This window comes from Peribacillus sp. FSL K6-5616 (genome assembly GCF_038008245.1).
Classification (GTDB): domain Bacteria; phylum Bacillota; class Bacilli; order Bacillales; family DSM-1321; genus Peribacillus; species Peribacillus frigoritolerans.
On the sequence record NZ_JBBOYT010000001.1, the window covers coordinates 4,577,148 to 4,603,071 of the forward strand.

A 25,924-nucleotide genomic window follows, 5' to 3' on the forward strand; every position below is an offset into this window, starting at 1 on the left:
ATGTCATTCCAAATTTTACTGAATGTGTTCCTTGCGTTTATCTGGATGTTTTTAAAAAATGAGTTTAACGGGAGCACTTTTATCATCGGATATATATTGGGGCTCGGCATCATGTTCGTCTTCCGTCATTTTTTCAATGATCGTTTTTACTTGAAAAGGGTGAATGCCGTCGTTCTATTGCTGCTCATATTCGCAAGGGAACTCATACTTTCCAACATTAGCGTCCTTAAGGCCGTGCTTAAACCGAGCCTGGATATGAGGCCTGGCATATTCGCATTTGAAACCGTGCTGACCAAGGATTGGGAAATTACGATACTATCGAATTTAATTACACTTACACCAGGAACATTAGTCGTTGAGGTATCGGAAGATAATCGGATTCTTTATATCCACGCGATGGATATTGCCGACAAGGAAGAGGCTGTTGACAGCATTAAAAATACATTTGAAAAAGCGATTATGGAGGTGGGCAAATAATGTTCGATCTAATGCTTAAAATTGCGTTGCTCGGTGTTTCGCTTTCCATGATTGGATTCTTATACCGTTTAATCAAAGGGCCTTCCGTGCCGGATCGGGTCATCGCACTCGATGCAATGGGAATAAATCTTATCGCAATCGTTGCACTTGCCTCCATTGTCATGGATACAAGTGCATATCTGGAAGCCATTCTTCTGCTCGGAATCCTATCTTTCATCGGTACGGTCGCTTTCGCCAAATTCCTTGAGAAAGGGGAGATAATCGAAGATGACCGCAATCGTTGAAATCCTATCGGCCCTATTCCTATTAATGGGAGTCTTTCTCTTTTTAGTCTCGGCTTTCGGCATCATCCGGCTGCCCGACGTCTATACAAGAAATCACGCTGCCTCAAAAAGCTCGACACTTGGAATCATGTTCATCCTGATCGGCACCTTGTTATATTTTTATTATAAACATAGCCATTTCGATTTCCGGGTCGTGCTCGCGATCATCTTCATCTTCATGACCAGTCCTGTTGCCGGACATTTAATCATGCGCTCGGCTTATCATACTGGCGTAAAAATGTGGGATCGGAGTGTCCAGGATGATTTAAAGAAAACCCGGTGATCCCTGCCATCGCAAAAGAGCTGCCCTGATTACAGGAGCAGCTCTTTTCTGTTTCAATCTTTTAAAAATACTTGGTCGCCCACTCTGATTTCACCTGTTTGCATGACCGAGGCATATACGCCAAAATGATTTTCCCTTTCCTTGACGACAGTTTTCAGCAGTGATGGATCTCTATGTGAATCGCTTGGATCGACAGTTATGATCATACAGCGCTCACAATGCCTTTTGATCTCCAATTCCACTTCATTTCCGATTAGAATCCTTTTTCCGAACCATTGCTCTTCTAAACAGGGGGTTTTATTCACTAAGGATATAATCAAATTTTGCCTGAATCTCCTGCCATCCAGTTCTTTTCCCCAAAGCTTAGTCAATTCGCCAATCGAGGCATCACTGACAAGCAGGATGTTTTCTTCTTCAATCGCACCTAACGGAATATGTGCAGGATGATAAACAACTGGTTCTGCCTCCTGTTTCAACAACCGTTCCATTTCCTCCTGAAAGGCTCCCTCTCCCCATGTCAAAACGTTTCCTGAAGGTGTCTTCACTTGGATTTCCGGATATTGGTCAAGTGCTTCCTCGCCAGAAAAAGCAGCTTGATAACGGACCATTTCCGGGACCTGGGTTATCGTCAGGAACTTCCCATTTTTGCCTTTAAAGGCATGGCTGCGATCTCCATATAGTCCATAATCCATCACCTTCGTTTTCTGTACCTGTTCACCAGTGAATGATTTTACAGGATGACGGGTGATTTCTTGTATATGACCCACCAGCATAAAAAAAACCTCTTTTCATACAATAGTCTACTGCGATATTATACGTAAACCGGATAATGTAGAATCATTGCGCCAATTTACGTTGTTCTTTTGATTCACTTTGACTTCGGTAAGTCGATAACGGCCAATGTACAGCGTGAAATGCAGATAAGATGATCCTCTTCATCACGGATCTTCACGTCCCACACCATCGTCGTCTTCCCGCGATGGATGATGTTCCCCTCTGCGGTAACAACACCTGAACGGACGCCTCTAACATGATTGGCATTGATTTCAAGGCCGACGACAGCTTGTTTTGTACTATCTACCAGCATCATCCCTCCAAAGCTTGCAACGGATTCCGCAAGCGCAACGGACGCTCCACCATGCAATAAACCATACGGCTGCCTAGTACGTTCATCCACAGGCATCGTCGCAATGACTTTCCCCTCGCCGACTTCTTTCATTTCAATCCCCAGCGTGCCTATCAATGACTTTTCAATATTTCTCTCCATCCCATTACCCCCGACTCTCTTGTTTTTTTTGCAAAAAATGAACCGTTATTCATATTAGTATACAAAAAAAGGATGACCCAAGTCTATCAAGTCATCCGTCAATCATGTAAATGTATTATTTGGAGAGGATTTCTTTTAATTCAAACCAGCTTGTCAGTCTAGGAATATCCAATTCCCTGTTATAGGAGTTATCCATTGCATACACTTTCGTTGGAATATCCAATAACGTTTCCAGCACCGCCGGTTTATCATCAAAATAATAATCCAATTCCAATTTGCGGATCGTATCAATTTTTTCATGATCCTTCATCCCGCAGTAAAAATGGTCATCCTTAACCGGAAAGCCGTTTTCGATCAGCCATTTTTTCGTCCGTTCACCATGTTCCGCTTTTCTGGCGGTGATGTAATAGATTTCATGGCCATCGCGTTCAAGCTCCTGCAGCGTTTCCACTGCGCCCTCGAAGGCTGGACAGGATGAATAATACACTTCATCGGCCAGGCTGTTCCACATCTTGCCCCCAGCCTCTTTATCAAGTCCGAAAGCTTCATGGATCTCCAACGTCTTTAAAGCCCTGAATTTCGTTAACTCTATGTTCGTATTAAGCTTTTCATTATAAAGATGGAACGCGAACTCCCTCAAGTTAATAAGGGTATCGTCAATATCAAAACCGAATTTCATATCCTTCACTCCTATTCAAACATAAGCGGCGGCAAACTTTGATGCGAAGGACATCTCCTTGTCCACCTGAACGGCCTGTAATCTTTCAATCTCGGCTTTTCTTTTTGGCTCAGCCATTTTAAGTCCAAGGAAGCCAGTATCCCCCTGCAGGATGCATCCAGAAATAAGCTCGGCCAATATATCAGCATCCTTCATGGCACAATTGAGTCCGAACGCACCTGTAGGCGTCATCGTATGGGCTGCATCACCTAATAAAGCAACGCCATCCTTTGTCCACGTTTCACAATAGCTGCTGTAAACATCCAATAAAATGAAGTCCTGCCAAGAGCGGATATTTTCACACACAACCTTTTTTAATTCAGGAAAGGCAAGAAGCAAATCTTCAATGAACGGTTCAAAATGCTGTTTTCGCAAATGGGGAAATGAACCATGCTCTATATTCCAGCCAATTTGGATGAAACCTCCGGCCTGGGTGAAGATGGCAACCTGGGAGCCATTGACCAATGCCATCTTGATCGAAGGCCTCCACCCCTCCGGAGCAGGAATTTTTGCCCACAGTAAATCATAGCCATGATCTTTAATCTCGACTGGTATTCCCGCTTTTTTTCGAACGATGGAAAACCTGCCGTCCGCTCCGATTATCAATGGACTTTGCACTTCAAGATCATTCCCGCCATTACGGGCCTTGACACCCGTAAAACGGCCCATTTCATTCTGCATCAAGCCGGTAACCCTTGTATTCATCATCAATTGAAAGGAATCCAGCTTTTCGGCCTCATTCAATATGGCTGTAAGCAGATGGTTTTGAGGGACATGTATCCCAACATGATCGACAGGCCATTCTGGGAAAATGGTTTTGAATATTTGGCCGTCATGCCAATATTCAATTTGTTCCATCCTAAGCAAGCCAAGTTTTTCCACACTATTGAATAAACCGTGCTTTTTAAGAATGCCCTCTCCTTCATCGTTCAAGAACTCGCCCCTGAACTCCCTTGAAAATTCAGGATGCCTTTCAAGCAATACGACTGAAATGTCCTGCTTGGCCAATAGGTAAGCCAGCAGGGCACCTCCAGGACCTGAACCGACTATGCATACATCTGATTTAACCTTCATGCCTCTTCACCTGTTGTCTATTTTTATTTAGGATAAGCCGTGATGCGTATGTCCTCACCAAACGTTTCCACGCCAGAGAAGGAAACATCCATCGCTTCATCCATCGTATCCACATTCATGCCAGTATACGGTGTTAGTGAGTTTCTACCGCCCAATAGTTTAGGGGCTATATAAATCAAGTATTTATCGATGAGCCCTTCCCTAAGGAATGAGGCATTCACTTCGCTTCCGCCTTCCAGCAAGACATCCGTAATCCCCTTTTTATACAGCTCTTCCATTAATGCCTTTAGATTCAGTCCAGTCTCGTTTTTGGGGACGAAAATGAATTCAATCCCTTTTTCACGTAAAAGGTCCATTTTATCCGCAGGTGCATTTTCCTGCGTTACGATCAAGGTCTTCGCATCTGATACTTGTACAACTTTGGCATCCAATGGAACCCGTAATTCACTGTCTAAAATGATCCGGATCGGATTTTTCCCTCCGCCCTCCGGAAGTCTGGTCGTCAGTGATGGATCATCGGCCAACACAGTCCCGATACCAACTAGGATGGCATCCACCTCATCACGAAGCAAATGAACGGAATGACGTGAGTCTTCTCCTGTTATCCACTTTGAATGGCCTGTGTGGGTTGCAAGTTTTCCATCGAGTGTCATCGCATACTTCGATATGACAAATGGACGATCCGTCAGCATATTGTGAATGAAACGCTCATTCAGCCTTTGAGCTTCCTTTTCCAGGACGCCGACTTCGACTTCAATGCCTGCATCCTTTATGATAGATATCCCTCTGCCGGCCACTTCCGGATTCGGATCTTGAGTCGCAACCACCACTCGCCGGACACCTGATTCTCTCACCAAATTTGCACAAGGAGGCGTCTTTCCATAATGGGAACAAGGCTCAAGAGTCACATAAAGCGTTGCACCTTCTGCATACTCACCCGCCATTTTGAAAGCATGTACTTCCGCATGCGGTTCACCCGCTTTACGGTGAATCCCTGTCCCGGCTATCACACCGTCTTTCACTATGACTGCCCCGACCACTGGATTTGGATTCGTCTTTCCTTTAGCACTGGCTGCCAAATCCAGTGCCAGCTTCATGTAATATTGATCATCATTCATTCTATAGCTCTCCTTATACAATCAAAGTTGGCTTCTTTTTGGGAATATGTCCAGACTTCTTAACCTTTGTATCGAGATAGAAACTATTATCCTCCGTCAAACCGCCCCAAAGCGGAATATGGTCCTTTGCCGCAAGTCCATGCTTCATGAGGGCATCCAGCTTTTTGGGGTTGTTCGTGATTAAAGTCACCGGATCCTTACGCAGTTCCCTCAATACGCGAATGGCTCCCTCGTAAGATCGCGTATCGTCTTCGAATCCTAAAGCCTCATTCGCCTCGACCGTGTCATAACCTTCCTGCTGAAGCAAATAGGCAAGGGATTTGGAAAACAGGCCAATCCCTCTTCCTTCATGGTCCGCAAGGTAAAAAATGGCCCCGCACCCATGCTCGGCTATCATCTTCATCGATTGGTGGAGCTGGTAGCCGCAATCACAGCGTTTACTGCCGAAGATATCACCTGTGTGGCAGATGCTATGCATCCGGACAAGTGCATCCTCCGACTTTTTAAAATCACCATAAACCAATACGGAGGATTGCTGTCCAAAAGCGAGGTTCGCTTCCGAAAGCGAATCAAGCACCGTATCCTTGTCATTATCCGCGCCTTCAAGCTGAAGCCATGTATACCATTGGAAAACCGTTGAGAAATCTCCTTGTTCAACCGGCAGGTTCACAGGTCCCACAAGGCATATATCAGCTTTACCGGGGGTTTTGATGATATTCATTTTATCTATTAAAAGGTCTTTTGTTTCCTGGGTTATTTTCATGTTAACATCACCTATTTTATAATTTATAGTGTGTCTTCTCCTTACTTTAGGTAAGTAAGTATATTACTATACACTATACCTGTCAATGAAGCAGTTTACAAATAATAGTGTGTCTTTGATCATAATTTTCAAGAAGTTTTTTTGCAGAAAAAGGTCATTCACAAACCACTATCATATCGGCTGGCCTTTATACATATTTTAACGTATAACGAAAACCTGTCTATAGACAGACCTAAGGAAAGGAAGGAAACCTTTTGGAGGATTTCCCTTATTTTTTATATGATCCTATCTTATTTCCGCCTCACGCCAGGAATCGGCCATTGCGTCCCTACTCGGCACCCAATCCAGATCTGCTAGTCAAATCGGCAAAGACCTCGCAATCTTTGATGCTTGATGTTAAAAAAGTCATGGATACCATAGCCACATCCAAGCCTTTCTCGAACCGGTTGATGACTGCTGCCCAAGCATCGCAAAAAAATGTCGTGATCGATATGATCCGAAAGATAGGAATTAAGAACGAACCTGATATCACGTATAACCCCGATGGGATCCGTTTTGATTTCTATCCTAAAGAAGGGGAAGAAAATTGCCATATCATCGTCAGCTTGAAATGGAGGGATGCATAACGACCATCCAACACCTTTTTTGTAAAAAAACCGAAGCCTATTTTCGGCTTCGGATATTTGGGTTCATCTAGTCTTCGTTTCAAAGGTTTCAACCAATAGTGCAAGCGTGCGTGCCATGACACCGGTAGCCCCCGATGTGCACAATTCTGAGTTGCTCGAGGTTGTGGAAGTTCCGGCAATATCCAGATGGACCCACGGAGTGTCTTCGGCAAATTCACCGATGAAGGCGCCGCCCATGATCGCATGTCCCGCCCCTCCAGGTGAATTATTCAAATCCGCCATTTTACTATTGCGTACCCGCTCTTTATCCTTTTCCGTAATCGGCAATCTCCAAATGGGCTCCCCTGCCTCCTCTGAGGCTTTGACCACTTGTTCATAGAACTCCGTGTCATTTGTCATTGCACCCGTCATATCCATGCCTAGCGCCGTTATGACACCACCCGTTAATGTGGCAACGTCAATAAGATAGTCAGCACCATGATGTTTAGCGTAAGTCATGGCATCCGCCAAAACCAGACGGCCTTCCGCATCCGTGTTCAATACCTCTATCGTCTTGCCGCTCATGGCAGTGATCACGTCATCGGGCTTGAATGCATCGCCGCTGATCATGTTATCGGTGGAAGGAATGACCGCCACGACATTTTGGTCGGGTCCCAATTCGCCGATGATTTCCATTGCACCTAAAACGGCTGCCGCACCGCCCATATCCGTCTTCATTCCAACGATACCAGCCTTCGTTTTCAATGAGTATCCACCCGTATCGAATGTGATCCCTTTACCGACCAACCCGATAACATCCTTCCATTCATCCTTACCTTGATACTTCAGGACGATCATTTTCGGAGGCTCGACCGAACCTTTATTGACAGCAAGGAGTGCGCCCATTCCCAACTTGAGCATGTCTTCCTTCTCGAGGATCTCCACTTCAAAACCATAACGTTCGCCCAAGGCAGATGAATAATTCGCCAAATCCGTGGAAGTCAGCAAATTGCCTGGTGTATTGACCAAAGTTCTCGCTGAGTTCGTCGCCCTTCCGAAAATCCTCCCTACATGAAGCGCGGCACCGACCTCTTCTTGATCAAATTCACTGTAAACCGTAATCGATTCAAGGCTTTTTTCGACCTGGTTCGATTTTTGCTTGTATCCGTCAAACTTATAGGAAGCAAGTTCAAAAGCCTCGGAACAAGCGTGCGCTGCGTCCAATGCATCCAGATTTTCAGTCGTGAATGTATCCAACGCGATCGAAAGTGTCGTAATCTTGGATTCATTAATCGTCTTACGCGCTTTTCCCAACGCTTCGCGGAGCGTTTCAAAAGATAGCTCCTTTTCCTTGCCCAATCCTACAAAAATCAATCTCTTTACGCTTAATTTACCTAATGTATGTATTTTGACCACTGATTTTTTCTTGGAAGAGATTTCCCCGGCTTTCACTAACTCTGTCAGCTGGCCATCCAATCGTTCATCCGCTTCTTTTCCTATCCCTGTATACTTTACGGGTCTGTCAAATACGCCTAGAATCAGGCATTCATCAATCAAATCTATATTTAAGGAATTTTTTACTGTGAACATTCTGCTACCTCCTCCATTCTATTACATTCATTATAACGAAATCTTCAAAAATTTTCGAATAAGGTCCGCGAAAATAATAATAACAAGGTATATTGTTTAGAATGGGTGACTTTAGAGTAATAGTATAAGAAAGATCATAATTATACTATTACCAGCAGGGAATAGACAGGACTTAATGGAACTAATAATAAGGGCCTTATTCCGAACAGGATGTAATTTACCCATATATGGATTTCATCTTTACTTATAACTAGAAAGAAGGCTGATACTCTTGGAATTATTACTCAACTTCCCTTTAATCGCAGCATTGATTGCCATTTTCTTTGCTCAATTCATTAAAGTGCCCATCCACTTCATAGCATTTCGTAAAGTCAACTGGTCACTCATTAACTCCACAGGCGGTATGCCAAGCTCCCACTCTGCGGCCGTGTCAGCCCTGACCGTAGCGGTAGGGATCGAAACCGGAATGGATTCCCCTGTATTTGCCGTTGCCGCGATCTTTGCAATCATCACGATGTTCGACGCGACAGGAGTGAGACGGCAGGCAGGAGAACAGGCAGCCGTCTTGAACCAGCTCGTTACCGACTTCAATACCTTTGTCGAGCAAGCAAAGAACTGGCAGAAAAAAGCAGATAAACAGAAACAGCAGCAATTAAAGGAACTGTTGGGCCATAAGCCAATCGAGGTATTTTTCGGAGCCTTGACCGGAGTATTCATTGCATTGGCACTTCACTTTTTCATCTTTCAAGGGTAGGTGTTCAATTTGAAAATAATCTCTCTTTGCCCCAGCAATACGGAACTATGCACATATCTAGGAATCGAAGATCGGCTGATCGCCATCGATGACTACTCTGATTGGCCTGAAACCATACAGCATCTTCCTAAAGTGGGGCCCGACTTATCGATCGATATCGATCATGTGGAATCACTAAAACCCGATTTGGTGCTGGCTTCACTGAGTGTACCGGGCATGGAAAAAAACATTGAGGGGCTAAAGGAACGGAACATCCCCCATATCATCTTCAACCCGCAATCTCTTGAAGATATCGCAAAAGATTTACTGACCTTGGGCAAGGCGATGGATCTTAAGGAAAAAGCAGAGGAACAGGCTGCCAAATTCCGTGATGCCATCCTTCAATATAAAAACATCGCAGACAAAATCGAAACAAAGCCGTCCCTGTATTGGGAATGGTGGCCCAATCCCTTATTCAGCCCCGGGGGAGTTAATTGGTTATCCGAGATCAGTACGCTTGCGGGAGGATATAACCTTTTCGAAGATATCGACATGGCAAGCATTCAAGTTACTTCCGAAGAGGTCCAAAAAAAGGATCCCGACCATATTTGCTTAGCTTGGGTCGGTGTCCCTTTACGAAAAGTAAACCCGGCGCTTGTCAAGAAACGGCAAGGGTGGACTGATATGAAGGCCGTCCGGAATAACCATATTCACATCATGGAAGAACCTTTATTCTGCCGGCCTTCCCCGCGTTTACTGGATGGGCTGTCCATATTGGCAAAGACTCTGCATCCTGAAGCCTACAAAGGCATGCCCTAAGGGCGTCCTAAATGAAACAGAAAAGGCTGCCTCAATTGAGGCAGCCTTTCACTTTCCTTTTTAAAAAGCAAAGGAAGCTACATTCTCATTCAATGTTTTCTCAGCGATTTTCGGCTTGAATACCTGCTTGATCTTGGTTTCATTCAACCTGCTTAACTGTTGTTCGGATAACTCGCCGTTCCCTTTTTGGACAACATATACTTCAAGGGTTTTCTTTCCCCAGTTCTCGTACACATCCTGTACCGTTTCGTAGTATAGGTCCAGGTGATTCCCTTTGATCGCACCACCCTTGTCCGCTACAACCCCATATCCATAGCCCGGAATCCAAAGGATGGTTCCGAGAGGGAATATGGCAAGATCGGCGGCAATGGTGGAAAACAGATCCCTTTTCACCTTCACCCCTGAATACGTGATACCATAGGATGGGCTTTCCGGGTACTTTCCGGTTGATTCATACCCTGCTGTATATCCTGTAGCCAAAACTTCATGCTTCGGATATTTCGAGAGCTCGATTGCCTCCGCTATCGTCGTGGGACCATTGCTCGCGGATGCCGATGCCATTAGCGTTGCCACTTGCCCTCCACTATGAATCGCTTTATATTCGAGACCAAGCATTCGATGTTGTCTCATCGCTTCTTCAAAAGGATGATCTTCAGGCACAGCCCCAAAAACATGATTCAAGGTCGATTCGATGGCCAAGATAAATAATATGATAATAGCAACCCTCAAAAATAATGCCTTTACAATCTTCATATGTATCAATTCCACTCCTCTCACAAGGATATTTGTTCCCTTTACGGAGTGAAAGTATTCATAAAGCCTGGAAAGAACCAATTATTCTTACAAAAAAGGCTCTTTTCGTAAAGATTGTTGTTATTAAAACGAAACTATTTAAGGTTGATTGGAGCTGAAGTGCGAGACTCCTGCGGGAGCAGCGGGACAGGTGAGACCCCACAGGCGTTTACGCCGAGGAGGCTCACCGTCCGCCCAGCGGAAAGCGAGCATCTGGAGGGGAAACCATCCACACCGCACTACTTAGTAAATAGCAACAAAGTATGCGAAAACAAAAAGGACCGTCCATAAATGACGGCCCTTCCCTTATTAAAACATTTGATATCCTTTATTCCTCAGAATCCTGATCACCACACCAGCTAAAACCGCGCCAAGCAGGCCGCTTGATAAAATAATGATGTCTGCCGTATGCAGGGATGTAAGGTTCGTACCAAGATTGGAAAAAGATATTCCCGGATTCCTAAAATATTCTATTAGCTTTGTTTCATTGACAATGATGATGAAGACGATTGGAAATAAGAAGACCATGATCCACGAAGAACGGAAGAGCATATTCAGCAAAAAGCCAATTCCGAAAAACAATATGAAAAATAAGAGTATTGAGATAATTAAAACAGGCAATGGCATGTTATTCTTGACCCTCCTTAAAAGCGACACCTTTAGTTTACTGAAAACATAATTGCTGCGTCAACGACTTATACCAAATAATACCGAAGAAAAGATAATTACCCAAATTACAAGAATAGTTTATATGATGTATATCCAAATTGATCTCCCGGATTCAACCCGTCAAGCATCGTCTGCATTCTTTCCTTTTTAAAAGCTAAAAGCTGTTCCAATAGTAACGATTGCTTCCCCTCCTTCATGAGTAAATCAGGGTGATGAAATTTAGCTTCATATAATTCATCCAATTGAGCATTTACTTTAAAACTGAGCGGTTTAAGTAAAAATATCAACATATTATCACTTATATCCCCTTTGATGACTCCGCTTCTAACTCCTACGATGCCTTCGATTTCTGTATGAATGCCCGTCTCCTCCAACACTTCCCTTACGACAGCTTCATCGACGGTTTCATCATTTTTGACAAAACCTGCCGGAAGCGACCATTGCCCTTTCAATCCGCCATACCTTTTGTTCACGACAAGCCACTCACCTTTATCGGATATCACAAGGCCGGACACTGCCAACCAAACATTTTTGCAACGTTCCACCAAAACCCACTTCCCCTACATTAGATGATGCCAAAGATAATTTCCTTGATCAAACTTCGTCATCCCCATTATATTCCACACAAAAAAATTGCATACTCCGCTATGACACACTCATCGATGGATGGGTTGCCAATGAAAAAGCCATTCAGGGACAATCCCCAAATGGCCATTTTTGATCTATCGAAAAAAATTAAAGGACGTTGAATTTACCCTTTTTAGCAACAAGTGAGGCTCCGCCAATCATTAACAATGCCCTGTTATCAACCATTTTCTTCATGAATGATGCAGTCTTACCTGTAACTTTTTTGCCGAAGACAACACCAATCGCATTATCTTCACCGAGTGAACATACCGTTCCTTTGTTTTCGAAAGTGAACGTTTCCAGGTCGCTTTCGTTACGAACCAATTTAGTCAGGTTCTTCGCAATGACCTCACCTTGCTGCATCGCTATTTGTGCAGTAGGTGGATATGGACGATTAATTTCCTCGTTGATGATCAAAGCGCAATCCCCTACGATGAAGATATCGTCATGCCCCGGTGCCCGCATGTCAAGATTCACTTTAATACGTCCGCGCATAGCTTCAAAACCGGAAGCCTCTATCACGGAGTTTCCACGTACGCCAGCTGCCCATACAACGGTGCCCGCTTTGATTTCTTCCACTTCATCTTCACCTTTTGCCACGATGATGCCTTCAGGAGTCGCCCCCTTGATCGGTGTGCCGATTTTGAATTCCACACCTTTTTTCTCAAGGTAAGATACTGCATAATCCACCAATTCCGGATCGAAGCCAGGGAGGACGGCTGGGGCTGCCTCCACACAGTACATGCGGACCTTTTGGAAATCGATGTCGTATTCTTTACAAAGTTCAGGGACACGGTTAGCCAATTCGCCAAGGAATTCGATACCCGTAAATCCTGCTCCTCCAACAACGATCGTCAAGCGGTCTTCATTCTTTTCGACCTCAGTACTGTACGTCGCGAATTGCAATTGGATATGGTCACGGATTTTACGTGCCGTGTTCACGTTAGAGATAGAGAAAGCATATTCTTTTAGCCCCTGGATTCCGAATGTTTCCGATTCAGGTCCAAGACCAATCACTAAATAATCATAAGAAATTTCGCCGTTTTCAAGGATGACTTTTTTGTTCTCCGTTTTCACTTCCAAAACGGAATCCTGGATGAATTTAACTTTGCTGTTAATGACACTTTTGATTGGATAGCGCACACGATCATGATGAAGCGTTCCAGCGGATGCTTCATGCAGCCATGTTGTTTCATAGTGGTAATCATTTTTGTTAACTAATACGATTTCTGCTTCATTTTGACCTAATGCCTTCTGTAAGCGAGTAACAGTCATCAATCCACCATAACCTGCTCCTAAAACAACGATTGTTGGCTTTTTCAAAAGTATTCTTCCACCTTTACGATATTTTCTTGTGATGCTTTCCATAACTAAAATATATTGTCTATCTTTATAATTTCCATTATAAAAAGCACTCTTATACATTTGTGACGTATTTCACGTAACACTTCATAAATGTCATAAAAAATTCATAAAAAATTCACCAAATGATATCTAAGTAAATTTTAGTCTTTTTCCTTACCTTTTTCAAGTAACAAACCGAACTTTTTCGGGTTGAAATATAGCCGAAAAACATTACTTTTCACTCAATTGCGACCATATTTATACGATATGCTCAACATTGGCAAAGGGTAATTTCACCTAGATTTGAAAGCGGATACAAAACATTCATCACGAAACCGCACAAATGTAGTCAAAACTTTCTCACTTTTCTAACTTTCTCCGTTTTTTAAAAGATCATCTATGTTAAAATAAGAGAATAAATTTCAGCAAACCTAGTATATCGGAGGGATAACGTTGGAAGTTAATGAAAAAGTTTATGATATTACAATCATTGGCGGAGGCCCGGTTGGATTATTCACTGCATTTTATGGAGGGATGAGACAGGCATCCGTAAAAATCATCGAGAGCCTGCCACAATTAGGCGGACAATTGTCGGCCCTTTATCCTGAGAAATACATCTATGATATCGCTGGTTTCCCCAAAGTGCGAGCTCAGGAGCTAGTGAATAATTTGAAAGAACAAATGGCAAAGTTCGAACAGGATGTCGTCCTGGAGCAAGCCGTTCAAGAAGTGGAAAAGCAAGCCGATGGAGTTTTCAAGTTAACGACTGATAAAGAAATCCATTACTCCAAAACGATTATCATCACAGCTGGAAATGGGGCTTTCCAACCCCGCCGCATCGAAATTGAGGATGCAAAAAAATATGAAAACGGCAACCTTCACTATTTCATCGATGACCTCAATCATTTTGCCGGCAAAAAAGTGGTGGTCTTCGGCGGTGGGGATTCAGCAGTGGACTGGGCCTTAATGCTGGAGCCGATTGCCGAGAAAGTGAGCATCATTCACAGAAGAGATAAGTTCCGTGCCCACGAACATAGTGTAGAAACACTTAAAAATTCAAAAGTGGAAATAAAGACTCCATACATACCTGCAGAGTTGATTGGTACAGACGGACGTATCCATACAATTGTCATCAAGGATACAAATGGTGACGATACAGAGACCATGGATGTAGATGCAGTCATCGTCAATTACGGCTTCGTTTCTTCTCTTGGTCCCATTAAGGAATGGGGACTTGATATCCAGAAGAACAGCATTTTGGTGAATTCCAGAATGGAAACGAATATCCCGGGGATTTATGCAGCAGGCGATATTGCAACCTATGATGGCAAAGTAAAATTGATTGCCAGTGGGTTTGGTGAGGCACCCACTGCCGTCAATCACGCCAAACAATATATTGACCCAAAAGCAAAAGTTCAGCCGATGCACAGTTCTTCCATGTTTTAATTATATTACGCAAAAACCGGCTTTCATGGCCGGTTTTTTTTGTCCCCAATTCGATGATTGTGGATAAGTTTTTTCAATTAGTTATCCACAGTGCTTACCCTTTTCATTCTATGGGTAAAGAGTAGAAGAAGCTATAAAGGGGGAATGCATCCATGAATATTTTAATTGCAGGGGCCAACGGAACGACCGGAAAGCAGATCATTGGGAATTATCAAAAAATCCGCAAATGACCGTATACGGGATGATCAGGAAAGAGGAACAGGCTCAAACGATAAAAGAACTCGGCGGGCATCCAATCCTTGCAGATTTAGAGGGAAATGTGGATAAAGCAGTGGATAACATGGAAGCCATCATTTTTGCCGCCGGACCTGGACCCAAAACAGGGCCGGATAAAACAACAGCTGTGGATAAGAATGGAGCCATTAAACTGGTTGATGCCGCCAAAAAGAAAGGGATCGAACGTTTTGTCATGTTAAGCTCTGTCGGTTCTGATAATCCGGAACAAGCCCAAGAAGAAATGCGCCATTATCTTGAAGCAAAACATGATGCCGATGAACATTTAAAAGCAAGCGGGCTGACATACACGATAGTCCGGCCGGTTGCTTTGACAAATGAACAAGCGATCGGAAAAATCTTTGCGGATGAGAAAGTCGCCGATGTCGCCTCCGTTCTTGCCCAATCTGTCACAGAGGAAAAAACGTTCAATAAAACATTCGAGATATTCAGCGGCACCCTCCCAATCAAGGAGGCCCTGAACAATATGTAAGCCAGCATGAAAAAGGGGCAGTTGTTAAATTCCCACCTGGACTAGACTGTAGAAACATTCAAAGAAAAGCATGTTTGCCTACTGTTTTTTCTAAAAAACGTTGTAGTTGATTTCAGAAATCCAATAAGGTTTACAATAAAAAACGTAATGATAATCTAGTCTCGTGTTAGGATGAGACCATCCTGAATCCCTTTTGTCAAAACAAACTAAAGGAGGCACTTATTAAAGTGCCCCCTTTTTCCGAAGTATTGGAGTTTACTTAGCAGTTCTCCGGCGTGCCGGCGTTTTTTGCCGTTTTGAAGGAAGACCCGCAACCGCATGAAGCGATGGCATTTGGGTTTTCGATCGTAAAGCCTCCACCCATCATCGTTTGTTTATAATCAATTACCGTTCCATTCAATATATCTGCATCCTCGGCATTGACAAGGATCTTAATTTCAAACTGTTCCAGCTGGCTATCTTTTTCTCCGGGCTCTTGTTCAAAGCCCATTCCGTAGGATAATCCACTGCAGCCTCCGCCTTTAACGGCCACTCTTAAAAAGGAACCCTCTTCACCATTATGTTTCATCATTTCTTTTATCTGAAAAGCGGCAGCTTCCGTTATTTGAACAACATCACTCACAATAAATCCCTCCTTCTTCTGAATATGTGAGATAGAACCATTTCTCTTTATAGTATATACCAAAGAAATTCCCGCGCTCAATTTTCCAGCTTGGAAAAATTCATATTCCCCCACCTATTTTACCAACTAACATTCGTCTATAATAATAGGGATAGGTATAATGGACTAATCCGTTGAACCCGATCCTAATTTACAATAAGGGGGTAATCACCATCGAAAGTATACATCCTCTATATGACAAAAGCATGGAATGCCTTTTATGCAAACCAAAGTCGACCACTAAAAAGGTACAGTCACGTTTTGTAAAGGTTGCTAAATACAACACGGACTTTTGTCCCGTTCATGCTGATTCAACCGTAAACCCACTTTACTATAATATTTTTGTGTGCCCTCACTGCGGCTTTTCTTATTCCGAGGATTTTTCGCGGTACTTCCCCCCACTACAATGGAAATCATTTTGGAAAAATTCAGCTCCCAGTGGGTTCCCCATCATTTTAGCAAGGAAAGATCCATTAAAGACGCGATCAATACATACAAGCTGGCGAGTTATTGCGGAGCTTTAAAAAAGGAAAAACATATAATCCTTGCTAGAATCTGTTTACGGATAGCCTCGTTATATAGGATCAAACAAAACAAGGAACAATAAGAAAGATTTTTGAAGTTCGCCCTATAGGAATATGAAGCATCGTATTCAACAGGGGACTTCAGCAGCACCCAGGCATCCGAAGCCCGGATCCTTTATCTCGCTGGAGAAATCTCAAGAAGGATAGGCAAAGAAAAGGCAGCCATCAAGTATTTTTCATTCGTGTTCGAAAGACAAAAAAATGCCCGGGAAGCCTCCATCATCCAGATGGCCAGGGACCGCTTTCAGGAACTCAAACGGACCTAGGAAACAACCCACCCTTTGCTGCAGCACTGATAAAAAAGGGGGCTGTCCCTTCCAGGAACAGCCTTTATCCGCCGTTGATGATTAAGACATTTCAAATTCATCAATGTACTTATATATTTTATCTACCAATTCATCCGTTGTGTCACCAAAAACCACTTCACCGTTTACAAGTGCATATAAGTTACTGGAGCATCTGCCGCAATATCCCAGGCAACCATATTCTATGATATCCAAATTCGGATCCCGCTCCAATCTTTCTAGGGCCTCCTGAGCCCCACTGGCTAGATTGCTTACGCAAAATTCAATAATCGGGTACATTGTTTCACCTCACAGTTACTAACAACCCATCTTATTACTTTTCCCATTAACAGTCAATATTTACGCATAAAAAATAAGCCTATTTCAAGATATCGGTTGTGATTTCCTTTTATATTCGTTATACTTTTGTCGGGGTACGTAAAAAAAGAAAATTATCTAATTTTTTATTCTTACTACAAATTGGGGTATATATATTTAATTAAACTTTTAAGGGGACCATTTGGGGGAATCCTATAGTTAAGTGCTAATCAAATTTTTCAAGAGATCAAATAAAGGGGAAAAAATCATATGAAGAATCTAGTCATACTTGGTGGCGGGTATGGTGGTATGCGCATGTTGCAAAGATTGCTGCCTAATCAGCTTCCTGAAAATGTGAGCATCACGCTTATCGACCGTAATCCTTATCACTGCTTAAAAACGGAATATTATGCTTTAGCAGCAGGTACCATTCCAGATCAGCACATCCGTGTTGCATTTCCTGAACATCCTCGCTTGAAGAACGTATACGGAGAAGTACTTTCCATCGATATGGAAAATAAACAGGTCATTATAGAAAATCAAGATCCTGTCGTTTATGATGATTTAGTCATTGGCCTTGGCTGCGAAGATAAATACCACGATATTCCTGGTGCAGACATACACACTTACAGTATCCAAACAATCGATAAATCACGCCGCACATATTCTGCTTTGAATAATTTAGGTGCCGGTGCAACCGTTTCTATCGTTGGTGGCGGACTGAGCGGTGTTGAGCTTGCAAGTGAATTGATTGAAAGCCGTTCAGATTTAAACGTTAAGCTATTTGACCGTGGACCGCATATTCTATCTGCTTTCCCAGAAAGATTAAGTACTTTTGTCGAATCATGGTTCGATAAACATACCATCGAAATCGTACATCATTCAAATATTACGAAAGTTGAACCAAATCTTCTTTATAATGGCGACGAAGCCGTTCAAAGCGACGTCATCGTATGGACAGCTGGAATTCAGCCAAGCAAGATCATCCGCGATATGGATATTGAAAAAGACCGTCAAGGAAGAGCCGTTCTGACTCCTCAGCATTTCCTTCCTAATGATGACAGCATCTTTGTAGTCGGCGACTGCGCGAGCCTTCCTCATGCACCTAGTGCTCAATTAGCGGAGTCCCAAGCTGAGCAAATCGTCCAAGTCCTTGTGAAGAAATGGGCAAATGAACCACTTCCGGAAAGCTTCCCTACCATGAAATTAAAAGGAACATTAGGTTCCCTTGGGAAGAAACAAGGTTTTGGTCTTGTTGCAAATCGCCCAATCACCGGCAGAGTGGCACGCCTAATGAAATCAGGCATTCTCTGGATGTATAAATACCATAACGGTTGATTCATAAACTGGCCCAATGAGCTGCATGCAGCCCATTCATGGGTCAGTTTTTCTTATTTCTTCCATTATATATCATACTCGCACCGAGTATCCATATTTCTCCATCGTTTCCACCACTTTTTTGAGACGGACATTTCCTTCCGCAATGATTTCACCTTCGATGAGGACCAGTGGATAAAATAAATCTTCCTCGATCATCTTCTCGGCAAAGCTCTTTTGCTTCAATGTTTCTGGTGGGTTATACATATCTATATAGGATATTTTAAATGGCTGCTCAGGAAACTTTCTCGTTAAAGCGGCTTCAAGCCACTCGCAGGTATCTTTCGAAGAGGGGAGATTCACACAACTCGCGCAAATTTGCTCCGCTCCATACACTTCTATCTCAATATCTTTCCTTACCATACTCTTCCTCCTTCAGTTTATTATAGTTGCTTCATTTGAATAATGTTTAAAACTTCACCTGTTTCCATCATACCAGAATAATATAGATTATATTTCCGCAAAGTTACAGTTGGATTTTTTATTACCTTCGCATTATAATATGATTAGGAAAGGAGTCGATTGCAATGTCTGAACAAACAATGGAAGTTCAAGTTCAAGAAGTCCTAGATAAGCTTCGTCCGTTTCTTCTTCGTGATGGCGGTGACTGTGAACTAGTTGACGTAGAAGATGGGATTGTAAAATTACGATTACTAGGAGCTTGCGGAAGCTGTCCTAGTTCGACCATTACGCTAAAAGCTGGGATTGAGCGTGCCCTACTTGAAGAAGTTCCTGGTGTAGTGGAAGTTGAACAAGTTTTCTAATAGCCCTTTAAATAACATGCAGCGTATGGATGAAGGATCACTTCATCTATACACGTTCAACCTTTTTTCATGCAGGCCGGAATCTTTTTGCGGACTGTAATAAAAATAAAGCTGACTCGGCTTTTGCCCTATCAAATGAATTGATACGGCTTGACACGGGTCAGCTTTTTTATATGGACGGCAAATGAACACGGCTCATGATTTCAAAAACTTCAATTCCTTTTTTTCCTGTTCAGAAAGGATTGCCGTATAACTTCCATCATTATCGATTTCCAATTCCTTCACAAGGAATTCCGGAAATCTATTCTTCAATCCAGTGAGCAAACCTTCACTTTTTTCTTGAGATGCCAAGCATAAAACAGTTGGACCCGCTCCGCTTAGTGCCGCACCAAATCCGCCTTCATTTAGGACAACTTCTTCTATAAGCGCTAAATGGGGGACCAACTCCGCTCGATATGGCTGATGGAAACGATCACTTTGCATCATTTCACCAACAAGTTTCCAATCTTTCGATAGAACTCCTGCAAGCATTACATTTGCGGCTGCGCTCCCGCTTATCGCATCTTTATAGGAAAGCGAATTCGGAAGGACATTTCTTGAATCCTCAGTAAGCAATTCAAAATTGGGAATGACAGCGATCACCTTAACTCCCTCGATTGGAAACGACACGACATCCGTTCTTTCCTCCGTATGAAGGCCCACAACCAATCCACCATACACAGATGCCCCCGCATTATCGGGATGCCCTTCAAAGAGGGAAGCATGCCTATTCTTCTCCTCATTTGATAAATGAAGCTCACCAACGATGTTCGCCAATTCAATTCCCGCCACAATGGCAGAGGCACTGCTTCCAAGCCCCCGCGCCAGTGGAATTTCGCTAGAGACGAAAAGCCGGCATGGGGATAGTTCCTTTCCATAGGAAGCCGCCGTTTCCTTGGCAATTTGGACGATATAATTACGATCATCCCTTGGAAAAACAGACATTTCCTCTGAAAGCGGGACGACTTCCCAATGATCTGATGAAGATCCGTGTATTTCCAAGTAAAGCCCTAACGCCAAGCCGATGGAATCGAATCCTGGGCCTAGGTTGGCCGTACTTGCTGGTACACGGATCAAGAACATCTCTGATTCTGCACTCATGCCTGTTTCACACCCTGCAGATGTTCTAAAATGACTTCTTCATCCATTGGCAGCAATGTAGGTTGAATCGTACTTGTATTGACTGCCACATTCGGATCCTTCAATCCATTTCCAGTCAATACAGCAACAATCTTACTTCCTTTTTTGATTTCACCGCTTTTTAATTGTTTATAGATACCTGCAATGGAAGCACATGATGCCGGCTCTGCAAATACCCCTTCTTTTTTAGCAAGGAAATGATAGGCTTCCAGAATTTCTTCGTCTGTCACCTCATCAATTTTGCCTTTGGATTCATTAGCCGCTTCCACAGCAAACTTCCAACTTGCAGGATTTCCAATCCTGATGGCCGTTGCAATCGTTTCTGGATTTTCAATAATGCTGTCCCGGACAATTGCAGCCGATCCTTCAGCTTCGAACCCTCTCATTTCAGGAAGGCCCGTTTGTTTCGCTTCGTTATATTCCTTAAAGCCTTTCCAGTAAGCCGTTATATTCCCTGCATTCCCGACTGGCAGCGCCAAAATATCCGGTGCGGAGCCAAGAGAATCACAAATTTCGAAAGCTGCTGTCTTCTGCCCTTCAATCCGGTATGGGTTGACCGAATTCACAAGAGTTATCGGTGAACTCTCACTAAGTGAACGGACGATTTTTAAAGCTTGGTCGAAGTTCCCTTCGATCGAGATGATTTCCGCTCCATACATAACGGCTTGGGCAAGCTTGCCCATCGCTATTTTACCTTCCGGGATGACGACGATACAACGCAGGTTGGCACGGGCCGCATAAGCTGCTGCAGCTGCTGATGTATTCCCTGTGGAAGCGCAGATGATCGTGTCGCTGCCCTCTTCTATCGCTTTGGCGACGGCCATGACCATTCCGCGGTCCTTAAATGACCCAGTTGGATTTGCCCCTTCATATTTTACATGTAAGTCGATTCCCCACTCTTCGGATAATCGATTCAGTCTGATTAAAGGTGTATTGCCCTCCAAAAGGGTTAGTGCAGGCGTGTTTTCATTGACGGGTAAAAAATCTTTATACGTGCTTATAAGTCCTTGCCAGCTCATTTGATGTCCTCTCCTTCAACTCTATATGTGCTTTTCACTTCTCTTACCATATTGTAATCATTTAATTTCTGTATTATTTGCTCAAATGCAGCCTTTGTGGCAGTATGCGTAACTAATACAATTTCGGAAGATTCCTTTTCATCCAGAGGCAATTGAAGGATTTTATCGAATCCTACCCCGTGCTCGGCAAATAAATTCGTGATTTTGGCTAAAACGCCAACTTCATCCTGAACATGTAACCGAATGAAGAATTTAGCGAAAATCTCAGTGGCATCTTTTAATTGTTTCGGGTACTGGGGTGCAACGGCACTGCGGCCATTTACGCCCAGCCTCATATTCTTGATGACCGTCACCATATCCGAAACGACTGCAGTCGCAGTAGGAAGACTGCCAGCCCCCGGTCCGTAAAACATCGTTTCCCCTACGGCTTCCCCATAAACGTATACAGCATTATACTCATTATTTACCGATGCCAACGGATGTGCTTCCGGAAGAAGTGCAGGCTGGACACTTACGTCGACCCTATCCCCTGCCCTGGAAGCGACCCCGATCAATTTCATTGTATAACCAAGCTTCTTGCTATATCTCAAATCCTCTTCGGATATCTCGGTAATGCCCTGTACCTCAACATCATTCAAGCCAATGTTCATTGAGAACCCGAGTGTTGATAGGATCGCCATTTTACGGGCCGCATCCAATCCGCCTACATCGGCTGTCGGATCGGCTTCAGCAAATCCCAGCTCCTGGGCTTCCTTCAATACGTCATCATAAGCTCTGCCTTCCTTGCTCATTTTCGTTAAAATGAAGTTTGTCGTTCCATTGACGATTCCCATCATTTTCGTGATGCGGTCAGAAGATAACCCATCGACAAGACCGCGTAAAATCGGAATTCCCCCTGCAACACTTGCTTCATAGAACAAATCACATTGATTATCGGTGGCCAATTCCAACAGTTCCGGTCCATGTAAAGCCATTAGGTCTTTGTTGGCCGTAACGATATGCTTTTTATTTTTTATCGCTTCTATTAGATAGCCGCGTGTTTCTTCAATTCCGCCCATCACTTCTATTACAACATCAATCTCGGGATTCGAAAGGATATCCTCAGGATTGTCCGTTAACATTCCTTTTTCGACCGCGACAAGCCGCTCCTTCGTCGTGTCTTTCACTAGTATCTTCTTAATGGATATGGAACAGCCCACTTGATGCATGAGCTTGTCCTGGTGGCTTTCAATGATTTGTACGACTCCTGATCCGACTGTACCTAACCCTAATAAACCGATCGAGATGGCTTTCATATTTTGGTTCCCCCTTAAAAACTGTTTGCCTGTAGAAAACATTTGTATTTGTATAGTAGACATTATAAGTTTAATTCACATAATTATCAATAGTTAGAAAAGGTGGATGCACGAACTTTTTTCGTCCATCCCTTGAACGAGTAAGAACGGGTAACGTTAATTTTTTTATGGGAAAACCATTTTGATGATTATTATGATTATTACTTAACGCTCTTCAATGAATCATTTGTACCCATTACAATATGCGGCTTTTGTACGGGATCCATCCACTTCAATAAACTGAGGACATTCCTTTCGGCCGTGGCTGTACATCCCGCCGTCGGTTTTGTATCCCCTCTCCATATATGGAGAAAGATTGCACTGCCTTTTCCTTTTATGATGGGATCCGTATTATAATTGATGACCGCTCCATACCTATAGAGTTCATGATTCATCCTTTCAAAAGACTTCCATTTAACCGAAGGATTTCCTTTATAGGTTTTCCACTTGTTATAATCCCTGGATGTCTGATCATCAATCCAGTAGTCATATTTGGTCGTTTTCTTATAACTCATTTTCATTCCGGCCGGCTTCGTTTCGCTCCCAAAGGCCGTACCAAAGGAATAAATTCCAACCGGGGATTTCCCATCCCCCTCTTTTTTGCTCTTCGTGAAGCCGTTCTTCCCAATGACACCCTCCATCTTCTTCAATGCCCGGCGCCATTCCCCTTGTTTCTTCTCATAAGTTTGGATCGTGACCTTCGTATCACTCATCGATTTACCTGTCGCCGATACAACTTGGTTAACGCCTTTCCTCCTATCGAATTTCTTCAGAAGAGCTTTTTCATCAGCACTGAAAACCTCTTTTACATCTGCCATATTGATATATGCGGCCTTATTTGCGTGACAGATTTTATACCAGTTTCCAGTTCTCCCCTTTGCCGATAATTCTTTATTTTTCTTATACGTATTTAACGTTTTACTGGCAGCCGACGCCTTTTCTTTCACATCCGCTTCAGACTTCATGACAATCTTGAATTGAGTCGATTCGCAACTTGTTTTCGATTCAGCTTTCGCAAGATTCGCCGTTTGGATGATTAAAAAGGCTATAAGGGCGGCCATCATCAATCTTTTCATGATCCCATCCTTCCGCATTGATTAAATATCTAATTATTCTAAAAAATCTTGTTATCATCATAACATAGTAAGTAAGAATGAATCATATTTCTTTCCCGTTTTTATCTAAATCCAGTCAATTTTAGGCAAATCATATTGCTTGGCAGGGACCTCTGCCAATTCATAAAAATGTTTGAGGAAGAACTCATATTGTTGGGAGGATTTCGTGATCGAAGCTATTTTATCCTCCAATTCATTCGACCTTGATTCCGTCGTTTTTGAAAAATACTCTTCCACCGTTTCAAAATAATGAATGGGAAACAGCATCCTCGAATATAACAACCGGGCTGAAAAACTGGAGAAGGGTTCTATGGACTGATATTCGTGAAAGAAATGGCCAATGCCCCGCTGATGGGTATGCACATTTTGAAAATAATGTTCCCTCACCCATTCCGCGACATCCCTGGTTCCGTGGTCGAATACCCAATCGAACGGATTTTTCATCCACTTATTGCTTTTCCAGGTATCATGTAAAAAACGTTCATAACATACCGTTCCGCTATCGACAATTTGCGGGGTATCATCTATTTCCGTGTCGACTAAATATTGAATCGCATTTTCACCCAGGACCATATAATAGGGAAAGGTTTCTATAAATAATTTTTCAAACTGGTTATCAGGATGGGCGTTGAGCTTATCCCGCCAAATCTTTTCTAACTGATCGATCCTTTGTTCCCAGAGCTCTTTCCATTTACCGATCCTTGAACATGTTCGAATCGTTTCATTAATCGTTCGACCACGCTGATGGAATCTTGCCAGACGTCTCCCCGGGTTGAAATTTCTCGGACCTTCCAATGCCTGATTGGCGAGAAGGATGAATAATTGTTCATCCGCTTCCGAAACATAACTTCCATGATTGGCAAGGACAAAGGCGGATACGTGACGATCACCTTGTGAAATCAGATGTTGAGACATTTTATACCGTTCCACTAATTCCTCCTGCTCCATATTTTCAATAGGAACGATACTGTACACCATATTTCCTGAACGGAAGCTTGGAAACCTGACATTGGCTTCTTCAAGCTCCACCTGTATGCCATAATTATTAAAAATGATTTCTTCTATCATGGAATGGCCTCCTTCATCAAATGGATATAATAGAAATATTGGACATCATATACTTATATATATGTGGAATAACCCGTTTTCTGAATGATTATCGAAACCTTATTTAGAAATTCCAATCAAAACATCTTCCATAGGTTTTCAGTTTAATCAAATCAAACTACCTGCATTAGAAATATCCCTTTAAAATATAGAGAAATGGGTGATGAAATGGCTAATATTGAACAATCAATGTCTGAAAAAACGGCTCGGAAATGGCTAATTGAACGAGGAGTGAAATTGGAGGATATCGCTGAGCTTGTCATGTATTTACAATCCGGCTACCATGAAAACCTCCAAATGTCAGATTGCCTTCACAATGTCGAACGGGTCCTTTCAAAACGCGAGGTCCAAAATGCCATCCTTACCGGCATACAGTTGGATATTCTTGCTGAGAAAAAACTGCTCGAGGAGCCTTTGCTGAGCATCATTGAAATAGATGAAGGCCTATATGGGGTCGATGAAATATTGGCTTTTTCAATTGTGAATGTTTATGGGTCCATCGGCTTTACCAATTATGGTTTCATCGATAAACAAAAGCCGGGTATCTTAAAATATTTAAATGATAAAAGCACAGGTAAGGTGAACACCTTTTTAGATGATATCGTTGGGGCAATTGCCGCTGCCGCTTCAAGCAGGCTTGCCCATAGAACCGAAAATGCGGAATAATAAACGAATGATATTCACGACATGAAAAAAACCAGGGCTGCATTTAAACTGTACCCTATAGAGTAGACACCTAAAAAAGTCTCCTATAGGGTACTTTTTTGT

Annotated in this window: 30 protein-coding genes and 1 pseudogene; 12 read left to right on the forward strand and 19 right to left on the reverse strand. The window is 43.0% G+C overall.

The genetic code is table 11. The annotated features are described in order from the left end of the window. The 3 genes from MHB45_RS22250 to mnhG are packed head-to-tail and all read left to right on the forward strand — an operon-like array spanning position 1 to position 1,083. A complete protein-coding gene (locus MHB45_RS22250; protein WP_063595851.1) occupies positions 1-477 on the forward strand; it encodes a Na+/H+ antiporter subunit E in 477 nt (158 codons plus the stop codon). Positions 478-488: 11 nt separating this feature from the next. Next, positions 489-761, forward strand: coding sequence for a Na(+)/H(+) antiporter subunit F1 (locus MHB45_RS22255; RefSeq protein ID WP_370023645.1), 273 nt, complete (start codon positions 489-491; stop codon positions 759-761). After that, the gene (gene mnhG, locus MHB45_RS22260; protein WP_048687653.1) at positions 745-1,083 is read left to right on the forward strand and encodes a monovalent cation/H(+) antiporter subunit G; all 339 of its coding nucleotides are present in this window, start codon (positions 745-747) and stop codon (positions 1,081-1,083) included. The genes MHB45_RS22255 and mnhG overlap by 17 nt, the downstream gene beginning before the upstream one ends. A 53-nt stretch (positions 1,084-1,136) precedes the next feature. Here the strand turns inward: mnhG and MHB45_RS22265 are convergent, their stop codons facing one another. The 6 genes from MHB45_RS22265 to MHB45_RS22290 form a co-directional block, all read right to left on the reverse strand. Then, the gene (locus MHB45_RS22265) at positions 1,137-1,856 is read right to left on the reverse strand and encodes an MOSC domain-containing protein (RefSeq protein ID WP_338566694.1); all 720 of its coding nucleotides are present in this window, start codon (positions 1,854-1,856) and stop codon (positions 1,137-1,139) included. A gap of 95 nt (positions 1,857-1,951) precedes the next feature. Further along, positions 1,952-2,350 carry a hotdog fold thioesterase gene (locus tag MHB45_RS22270; protein ID WP_048687651.1) on the reverse strand — a complete coding sequence of 133 codons (399 nt, stop codon included), beginning with the start codon at positions 2,348-2,350 and terminating at the stop codon, positions 1,952-1,954. Positions 2,351-2,465: 115 nt separating this feature from the next. Beyond that, positions 2,466-3,029 (reverse strand): 5' nucleotidase, NT5C type, encoded by a 564-nt coding sequence (locus MHB45_RS22275; protein WP_034310235.1) that lies wholly within the window; start codon positions 3,027-3,029, stop codon positions 2,466-2,468. 15 nt (positions 3,030-3,044) lie between these two features. Beyond that, a complete protein-coding gene (locus MHB45_RS22280; RefSeq protein WP_202186173.1) occupies positions 3,045-4,142 on the reverse strand; it encodes an FAD-dependent monooxygenase in 1,098 nt (365 codons plus the stop codon). Positions 4,143-4,165: 23 nt separating this feature from the next. Continuing rightward, the gene (gene ribD / locus MHB45_RS22285) at positions 4,166-5,260 is read right to left on the reverse strand and encodes a bifunctional diaminohydroxyphosphoribosylaminopyrimidine deaminase/5-amino-6-(5-phosphoribosylamino)uracil reductase RibD (RefSeq protein WP_063595848.1); all 1,095 of its coding nucleotides are present in this window, start codon (positions 5,258-5,260) and stop codon (positions 4,166-4,168) included. Positions 5,261-5,273: 13 nt separating this feature from the next. Further along, a complete protein-coding gene (locus MHB45_RS22290; RefSeq protein ID WP_048687648.1) occupies positions 5,274-6,023 on the reverse strand; it encodes a GTP cyclohydrolase II in 750 nt (249 codons plus the stop codon). A 254-nt stretch (positions 6,024-6,277) separates the two neighbouring features. On the opposite strand from MHB45_RS22290, the gene MHB45_RS22295 reads away from it, so the two are divergent. Next, complete coding sequence (locus tag MHB45_RS22295; RefSeq protein WP_048687647.1) at positions 6,278-6,649, forward strand: hypothetical protein; 372 nt, start codon at positions 6,278-6,280, stop codon at positions 6,647-6,649. 63 nt (positions 6,650-6,712) lie between these two features. Here the strand turns inward: MHB45_RS22295 and MHB45_RS22300 are convergent, their stop codons facing one another. Beyond that, positions 6,713-8,218: a leucyl aminopeptidase gene (locus MHB45_RS22300; protein WP_340908107.1), complete on the reverse strand. Its 1,506-nt coding sequence runs from the start codon at positions 8,216-8,218 to the stop codon at positions 6,713-6,715. 271 nt (positions 8,219-8,489) lie between these two features. Here MHB45_RS22300 and MHB45_RS22305 point away from each other — a divergent pair, with 271 nt between their 5' ends. Both MHB45_RS22305 and MHB45_RS22310 read left to right on the forward strand, forming a co-directional pair. After that, positions 8,490-8,972, forward strand: coding sequence for a divergent PAP2 family protein (locus MHB45_RS22305; RefSeq protein WP_034310222.1), 483 nt, complete (start codon positions 8,490-8,492; stop codon positions 8,970-8,972). Positions 8,973-8,981: 9 nt separating this feature from the next. After that, the gene (locus MHB45_RS22310) at positions 8,982-9,770 is read left to right on the forward strand and encodes a cobalamin-binding protein (RefSeq protein WP_338566696.1); all 789 of its coding nucleotides are present in this window, start codon (positions 8,982-8,984) and stop codon (positions 9,768-9,770) included. 60 nt (positions 9,771-9,830) lie between these two features. On the opposite strand, the gene MHB45_RS22315 is transcribed toward MHB45_RS22310, so the two are convergent. The 4 genes from MHB45_RS22315 to MHB45_RS22330 all read right to left on the reverse strand — a co-directional run bounded on the left by MHB45_RS22315 (position 9,831) and on the right by MHB45_RS22330 (position 13,181). Continuing rightward, positions 9,831-10,523 (reverse strand): 3D domain-containing protein, encoded by a 693-nt coding sequence (locus tag MHB45_RS22315; protein WP_048687644.1) that lies wholly within the window; start codon positions 10,521-10,523, stop codon positions 9,831-9,833. A gap of 348 nt (positions 10,524-10,871) precedes the next feature. After that, positions 10,872-11,189: a YuiB family protein gene (locus tag MHB45_RS22320; protein WP_034310217.1), complete on the reverse strand. Its 318-nt coding sequence runs from the start codon at positions 11,187-11,189 to the stop codon at positions 10,872-10,874. Between the two features lie 107 nt (positions 11,190-11,296). After that, positions 11,297-11,776: an NUDIX domain-containing protein gene (locus tag MHB45_RS22325; protein WP_161922821.1), complete on the reverse strand. Its 480-nt coding sequence runs from the start codon at positions 11,774-11,776 to the stop codon at positions 11,297-11,299. Positions 11,777-11,966: 190 nt separating this feature from the next. Then, positions 11,967-13,181 carry an NAD(P)/FAD-dependent oxidoreductase gene (locus MHB45_RS22330; RefSeq protein WP_034310214.1) on the reverse strand — a complete coding sequence of 405 codons (1,215 nt, stop codon included), beginning with the start codon at positions 13,179-13,181 and terminating at the stop codon, positions 11,967-11,969. 474 nt (positions 13,182-13,655) lie between these two features. Here MHB45_RS22330 and MHB45_RS22335 point away from each other — a divergent pair, with 474 nt between their 5' ends. Beyond that, positions 13,656-14,648, forward strand: a complete 993-nt coding sequence (locus MHB45_RS22335; protein ID WP_034310210.1) for an NAD(P)/FAD-dependent oxidoreductase — start codon at positions 13,656-13,658, stop codon at positions 14,646-14,648. Between the two features lie 241 nt (positions 14,649-14,889). After that, positions 14,890-15,414, forward strand: a complete 525-nt coding sequence (locus tag MHB45_RS22340; RefSeq protein WP_318260454.1) for an SDR family oxidoreductase — start codon at positions 14,890-14,892, stop codon at positions 15,412-15,414. Positions 15,415-15,673: 259 nt separating this feature from the next. Here MHB45_RS22340 and MHB45_RS22345 read toward each other — a convergent pair whose 3' ends face one another. Beyond that, complete coding sequence (locus MHB45_RS22345; RefSeq protein ID WP_048687318.1) at positions 15,674-16,036, reverse strand: HesB/IscA family protein; 363 nt, start codon at positions 16,034-16,036, stop codon at positions 15,674-15,676. 173 nt (positions 16,037-16,209) lie between these two features. Here MHB45_RS22345 and MHB45_RS28390 point away from each other — a divergent pair. Then, a pseudogene (locus MHB45_RS28390) lies at positions 16,210-16,925 on the forward strand (DUF2225 domain-containing protein). An 81-nt stretch (positions 16,926-17,006) separates the two neighbouring features. Here the strand turns inward: MHB45_RS28390 and MHB45_RS22350 are convergent. After that, positions 17,007-17,243, reverse strand: coding sequence for a YuzB family protein (locus tag MHB45_RS22350; protein ID WP_034310204.1), 237 nt, complete (start codon positions 17,241-17,243; stop codon positions 17,007-17,009). Positions 17,244-17,531: 288 nt separating this feature from the next. Here MHB45_RS22350 and MHB45_RS22355 point away from each other — a divergent pair, with 288 nt between their 5' ends. Next, positions 17,532-18,599 (forward strand): NAD(P)/FAD-dependent oxidoreductase, encoded by a 1,068-nt coding sequence (locus MHB45_RS22355; RefSeq protein WP_048687320.1) that lies wholly within the window; start codon positions 17,532-17,534, stop codon positions 18,597-18,599. Positions 18,600-18,671: 72 nt separating this feature from the next. Here the strand turns inward: MHB45_RS22355 and MHB45_RS22360 are convergent, their stop codons facing one another. Then, a complete protein-coding gene (locus MHB45_RS22360; RefSeq protein WP_034310202.1) occupies positions 18,672-19,001 on the reverse strand; it encodes a YuzD family protein in 330 nt (109 codons plus the stop codon). A gap of 164 nt (positions 19,002-19,165) precedes the next feature. On the opposite strand from MHB45_RS22360, the gene MHB45_RS22365 reads away from it, so the two are divergent. Further along, a complete protein-coding gene (locus MHB45_RS22365) occupies positions 19,166-19,402 on the forward strand; it encodes a NifU family protein (protein ID WP_034310199.1) in 237 nt (78 codons plus the stop codon). Positions 19,403-19,597: 195 nt separating this feature from the next. Here MHB45_RS22365 and thrB read toward each other — a convergent pair whose 3' ends face one another. The 5 genes from thrB to yutH form a co-directional block, all read right to left on the reverse strand. Continuing rightward, positions 19,598-20,542 (reverse strand): homoserine kinase, encoded by a 945-nt coding sequence (gene thrB / locus MHB45_RS22370; protein ID WP_048687324.1) that lies wholly within the window; start codon positions 20,540-20,542, stop codon positions 19,598-19,600. Beyond that, a complete protein-coding gene (gene thrC / locus MHB45_RS22375) occupies positions 20,539-21,600 on the reverse strand; it encodes a threonine synthase (protein ID WP_048687326.1) in 1,062 nt (353 codons plus the stop codon). The genes thrB and thrC overlap by 4 nt, the downstream gene beginning before the upstream one ends. Beyond that, positions 21,597-22,895, reverse strand: coding sequence for a homoserine dehydrogenase (locus MHB45_RS22380; RefSeq protein ID WP_048687328.1), 1,299 nt, complete (start codon positions 22,893-22,895; stop codon positions 21,597-21,599). The genes thrC and MHB45_RS22380 overlap by 4 nt, the downstream gene beginning before the upstream one ends. Positions 22,896-23,095: 200 nt before the next feature. Beyond that, complete coding sequence (locus MHB45_RS22385) at positions 23,096-24,010, reverse strand: L,D-transpeptidase family protein (protein WP_226990518.1); 915 nt, start codon at positions 24,008-24,010, stop codon at positions 23,096-23,098. 105 nt (positions 24,011-24,115) lie between these two features. Further along, on the reverse strand, positions 24,116-25,117 hold the full coding sequence (yutH, locus tag MHB45_RS22390) for a spore coat putative kinase YutH (RefSeq protein ID WP_048687329.1): 1,002 nt from the start codon (positions 25,115-25,117) through the stop codon (positions 24,116-24,118). Between the two features lie 207 nt (positions 25,118-25,324). Between yutH and MHB45_RS22395 the strand changes: the two genes are divergently transcribed. After that, positions 25,325-25,822, forward strand: coding sequence for a phosphatidylglycerophosphatase A family protein (locus MHB45_RS22395; RefSeq protein WP_034311650.1), 498 nt, complete (start codon positions 25,325-25,327; stop codon positions 25,820-25,822). The last annotated feature ends 102 nt before the right edge of the window (positions 25,823-25,924 follow it).

Coding starts and splice junctions, on each gene's coding strand:
- MHB45_RS22275 (WP_034310235.1), bottom strand. CDS start 3,029: ATGAAATTCGGTTTTGATATTGACGATACCCTTATTAACTTGAGGGAG.
- MHB45_RS22265 (WP_338566694.1), bottom strand. CDS start 1,856: ATGCTGGTGGGTCATATACAAGAAATCACCCGTCATCCTGTAAAATCA.
- MHB45_RS22255 (WP_370023645.1), top strand. CDS start 489: ATGCTTAAAATTGCGTTGCTCGGTGTTTCGCTTTCCATGATTGGATTC.
- mnhG (WP_048687653.1), top strand. CDS start 745: ATGACCGCAATCGTTGAAATCCTATCGGCCCTATTCCTATTAATGGGA.
- MHB45_RS22355 (WP_048687320.1), top strand. CDS start 17,532: ATGAAGAATCTAGTCATACTTGGTGGCGGGTATGGTGGTATGCGCATG.
- MHB45_RS22340 (WP_318260454.1), top strand. CDS start 14,890: ATGATCAGGAAAGAGGAACAGGCTCAAACGATAAAAGAACTCGGCGGG.
- MHB45_RS22250 (WP_063595851.1), top strand. CDS start 1: ATGTCATTCCAAATTTTACTGAATGTGTTCCTTGCGTTTATCTGGATG.
- MHB45_RS22280 (WP_202186173.1), bottom strand. CDS start 4,142: ATGAAGGTTAAATCAGATGTATGCATAGTCGGTTCAGGTCCTGGAGGT.
- yutH (WP_048687329.1), bottom strand. CDS start 25,117: ATGATAGAAGAAATCATTTTTAATAATTATGGCATACAGGTGGAGCTT.
- MHB45_RS22365 (WP_034310199.1), top strand. CDS start 19,166: ATGTCTGAACAAACAATGGAAGTTCAAGTTCAAGAAGTCCTAGATAAG.
- thrC (WP_048687326.1), bottom strand. CDS start 21,600: ATGAGCTGGCAAGGACTTATAAGCACGTATAAAGATTTTTTACCCGTC.
- MHB45_RS22350 (WP_034310204.1), bottom strand. CDS start 17,243: ATGTACCCGATTATTGAATTTTGCGTAAGCAATCTAGCCAGTGGGGCT.
- MHB45_RS22270 (WP_048687651.1), bottom strand. CDS start 2,350: ATGGAGAGAAATATTGAAAAGTCATTGATAGGCACGCTGGGGATTGAA.
- MHB45_RS22385 (WP_226990518.1), bottom strand. CDS start 24,010: ATGAAAAGATTGATGATGGCCGCCCTTATAGCCTTTTTAATCATCCAA.
- ribD (WP_063595848.1), bottom strand. CDS start 5,260: ATGAATGATGATCAATATTACATGAAGCTGGCACTGGATTTGGCAGCC.
- thrB (WP_048687324.1), bottom strand. CDS start 20,542: ATGAGTGCAGAATCAGAGATGTTCTTGATCCGTGTACCAGCAAGTACG.
- MHB45_RS22395 (WP_034311650.1), top strand. CDS start 25,325: ATGGCTAATATTGAACAATCAATGTCTGAAAAAACGGCTCGGAAATGG.
- MHB45_RS22290 (WP_048687648.1), bottom strand. CDS start 6,023: ATGAAAATAACCCAGGAAACAAAAGACCTTTTAATAGATAAAATGAAT.
- MHB45_RS22300 (WP_340908107.1), bottom strand. CDS start 8,218: ATGTTCACAGTAAAAAATTCCTTAAATATAGATTTGATTGATGAATGC.
- MHB45_RS22380 (WP_048687328.1), bottom strand. CDS start 22,895: ATGAAAGCCATCTCGATCGGTTTATTAGGGTTAGGTACAGTCGGATCA.
- MHB45_RS22315 (WP_048687644.1), bottom strand. CDS start 10,523: ATGAAGATTGTAAAGGCATTATTTTTGAGGGTTGCTATTATCATATTA.
- MHB45_RS22320 (WP_034310217.1), bottom strand. CDS start 11,189: ATGCCATTGCCTGTTTTAATTATCTCAATACTCTTATTTTTCATATTG.
- MHB45_RS22360 (WP_034310202.1), bottom strand. CDS start 19,001: ATGGTAAGGAAAGATATTGAGATAGAAGTGTATGGAGCGGAGCAAATT.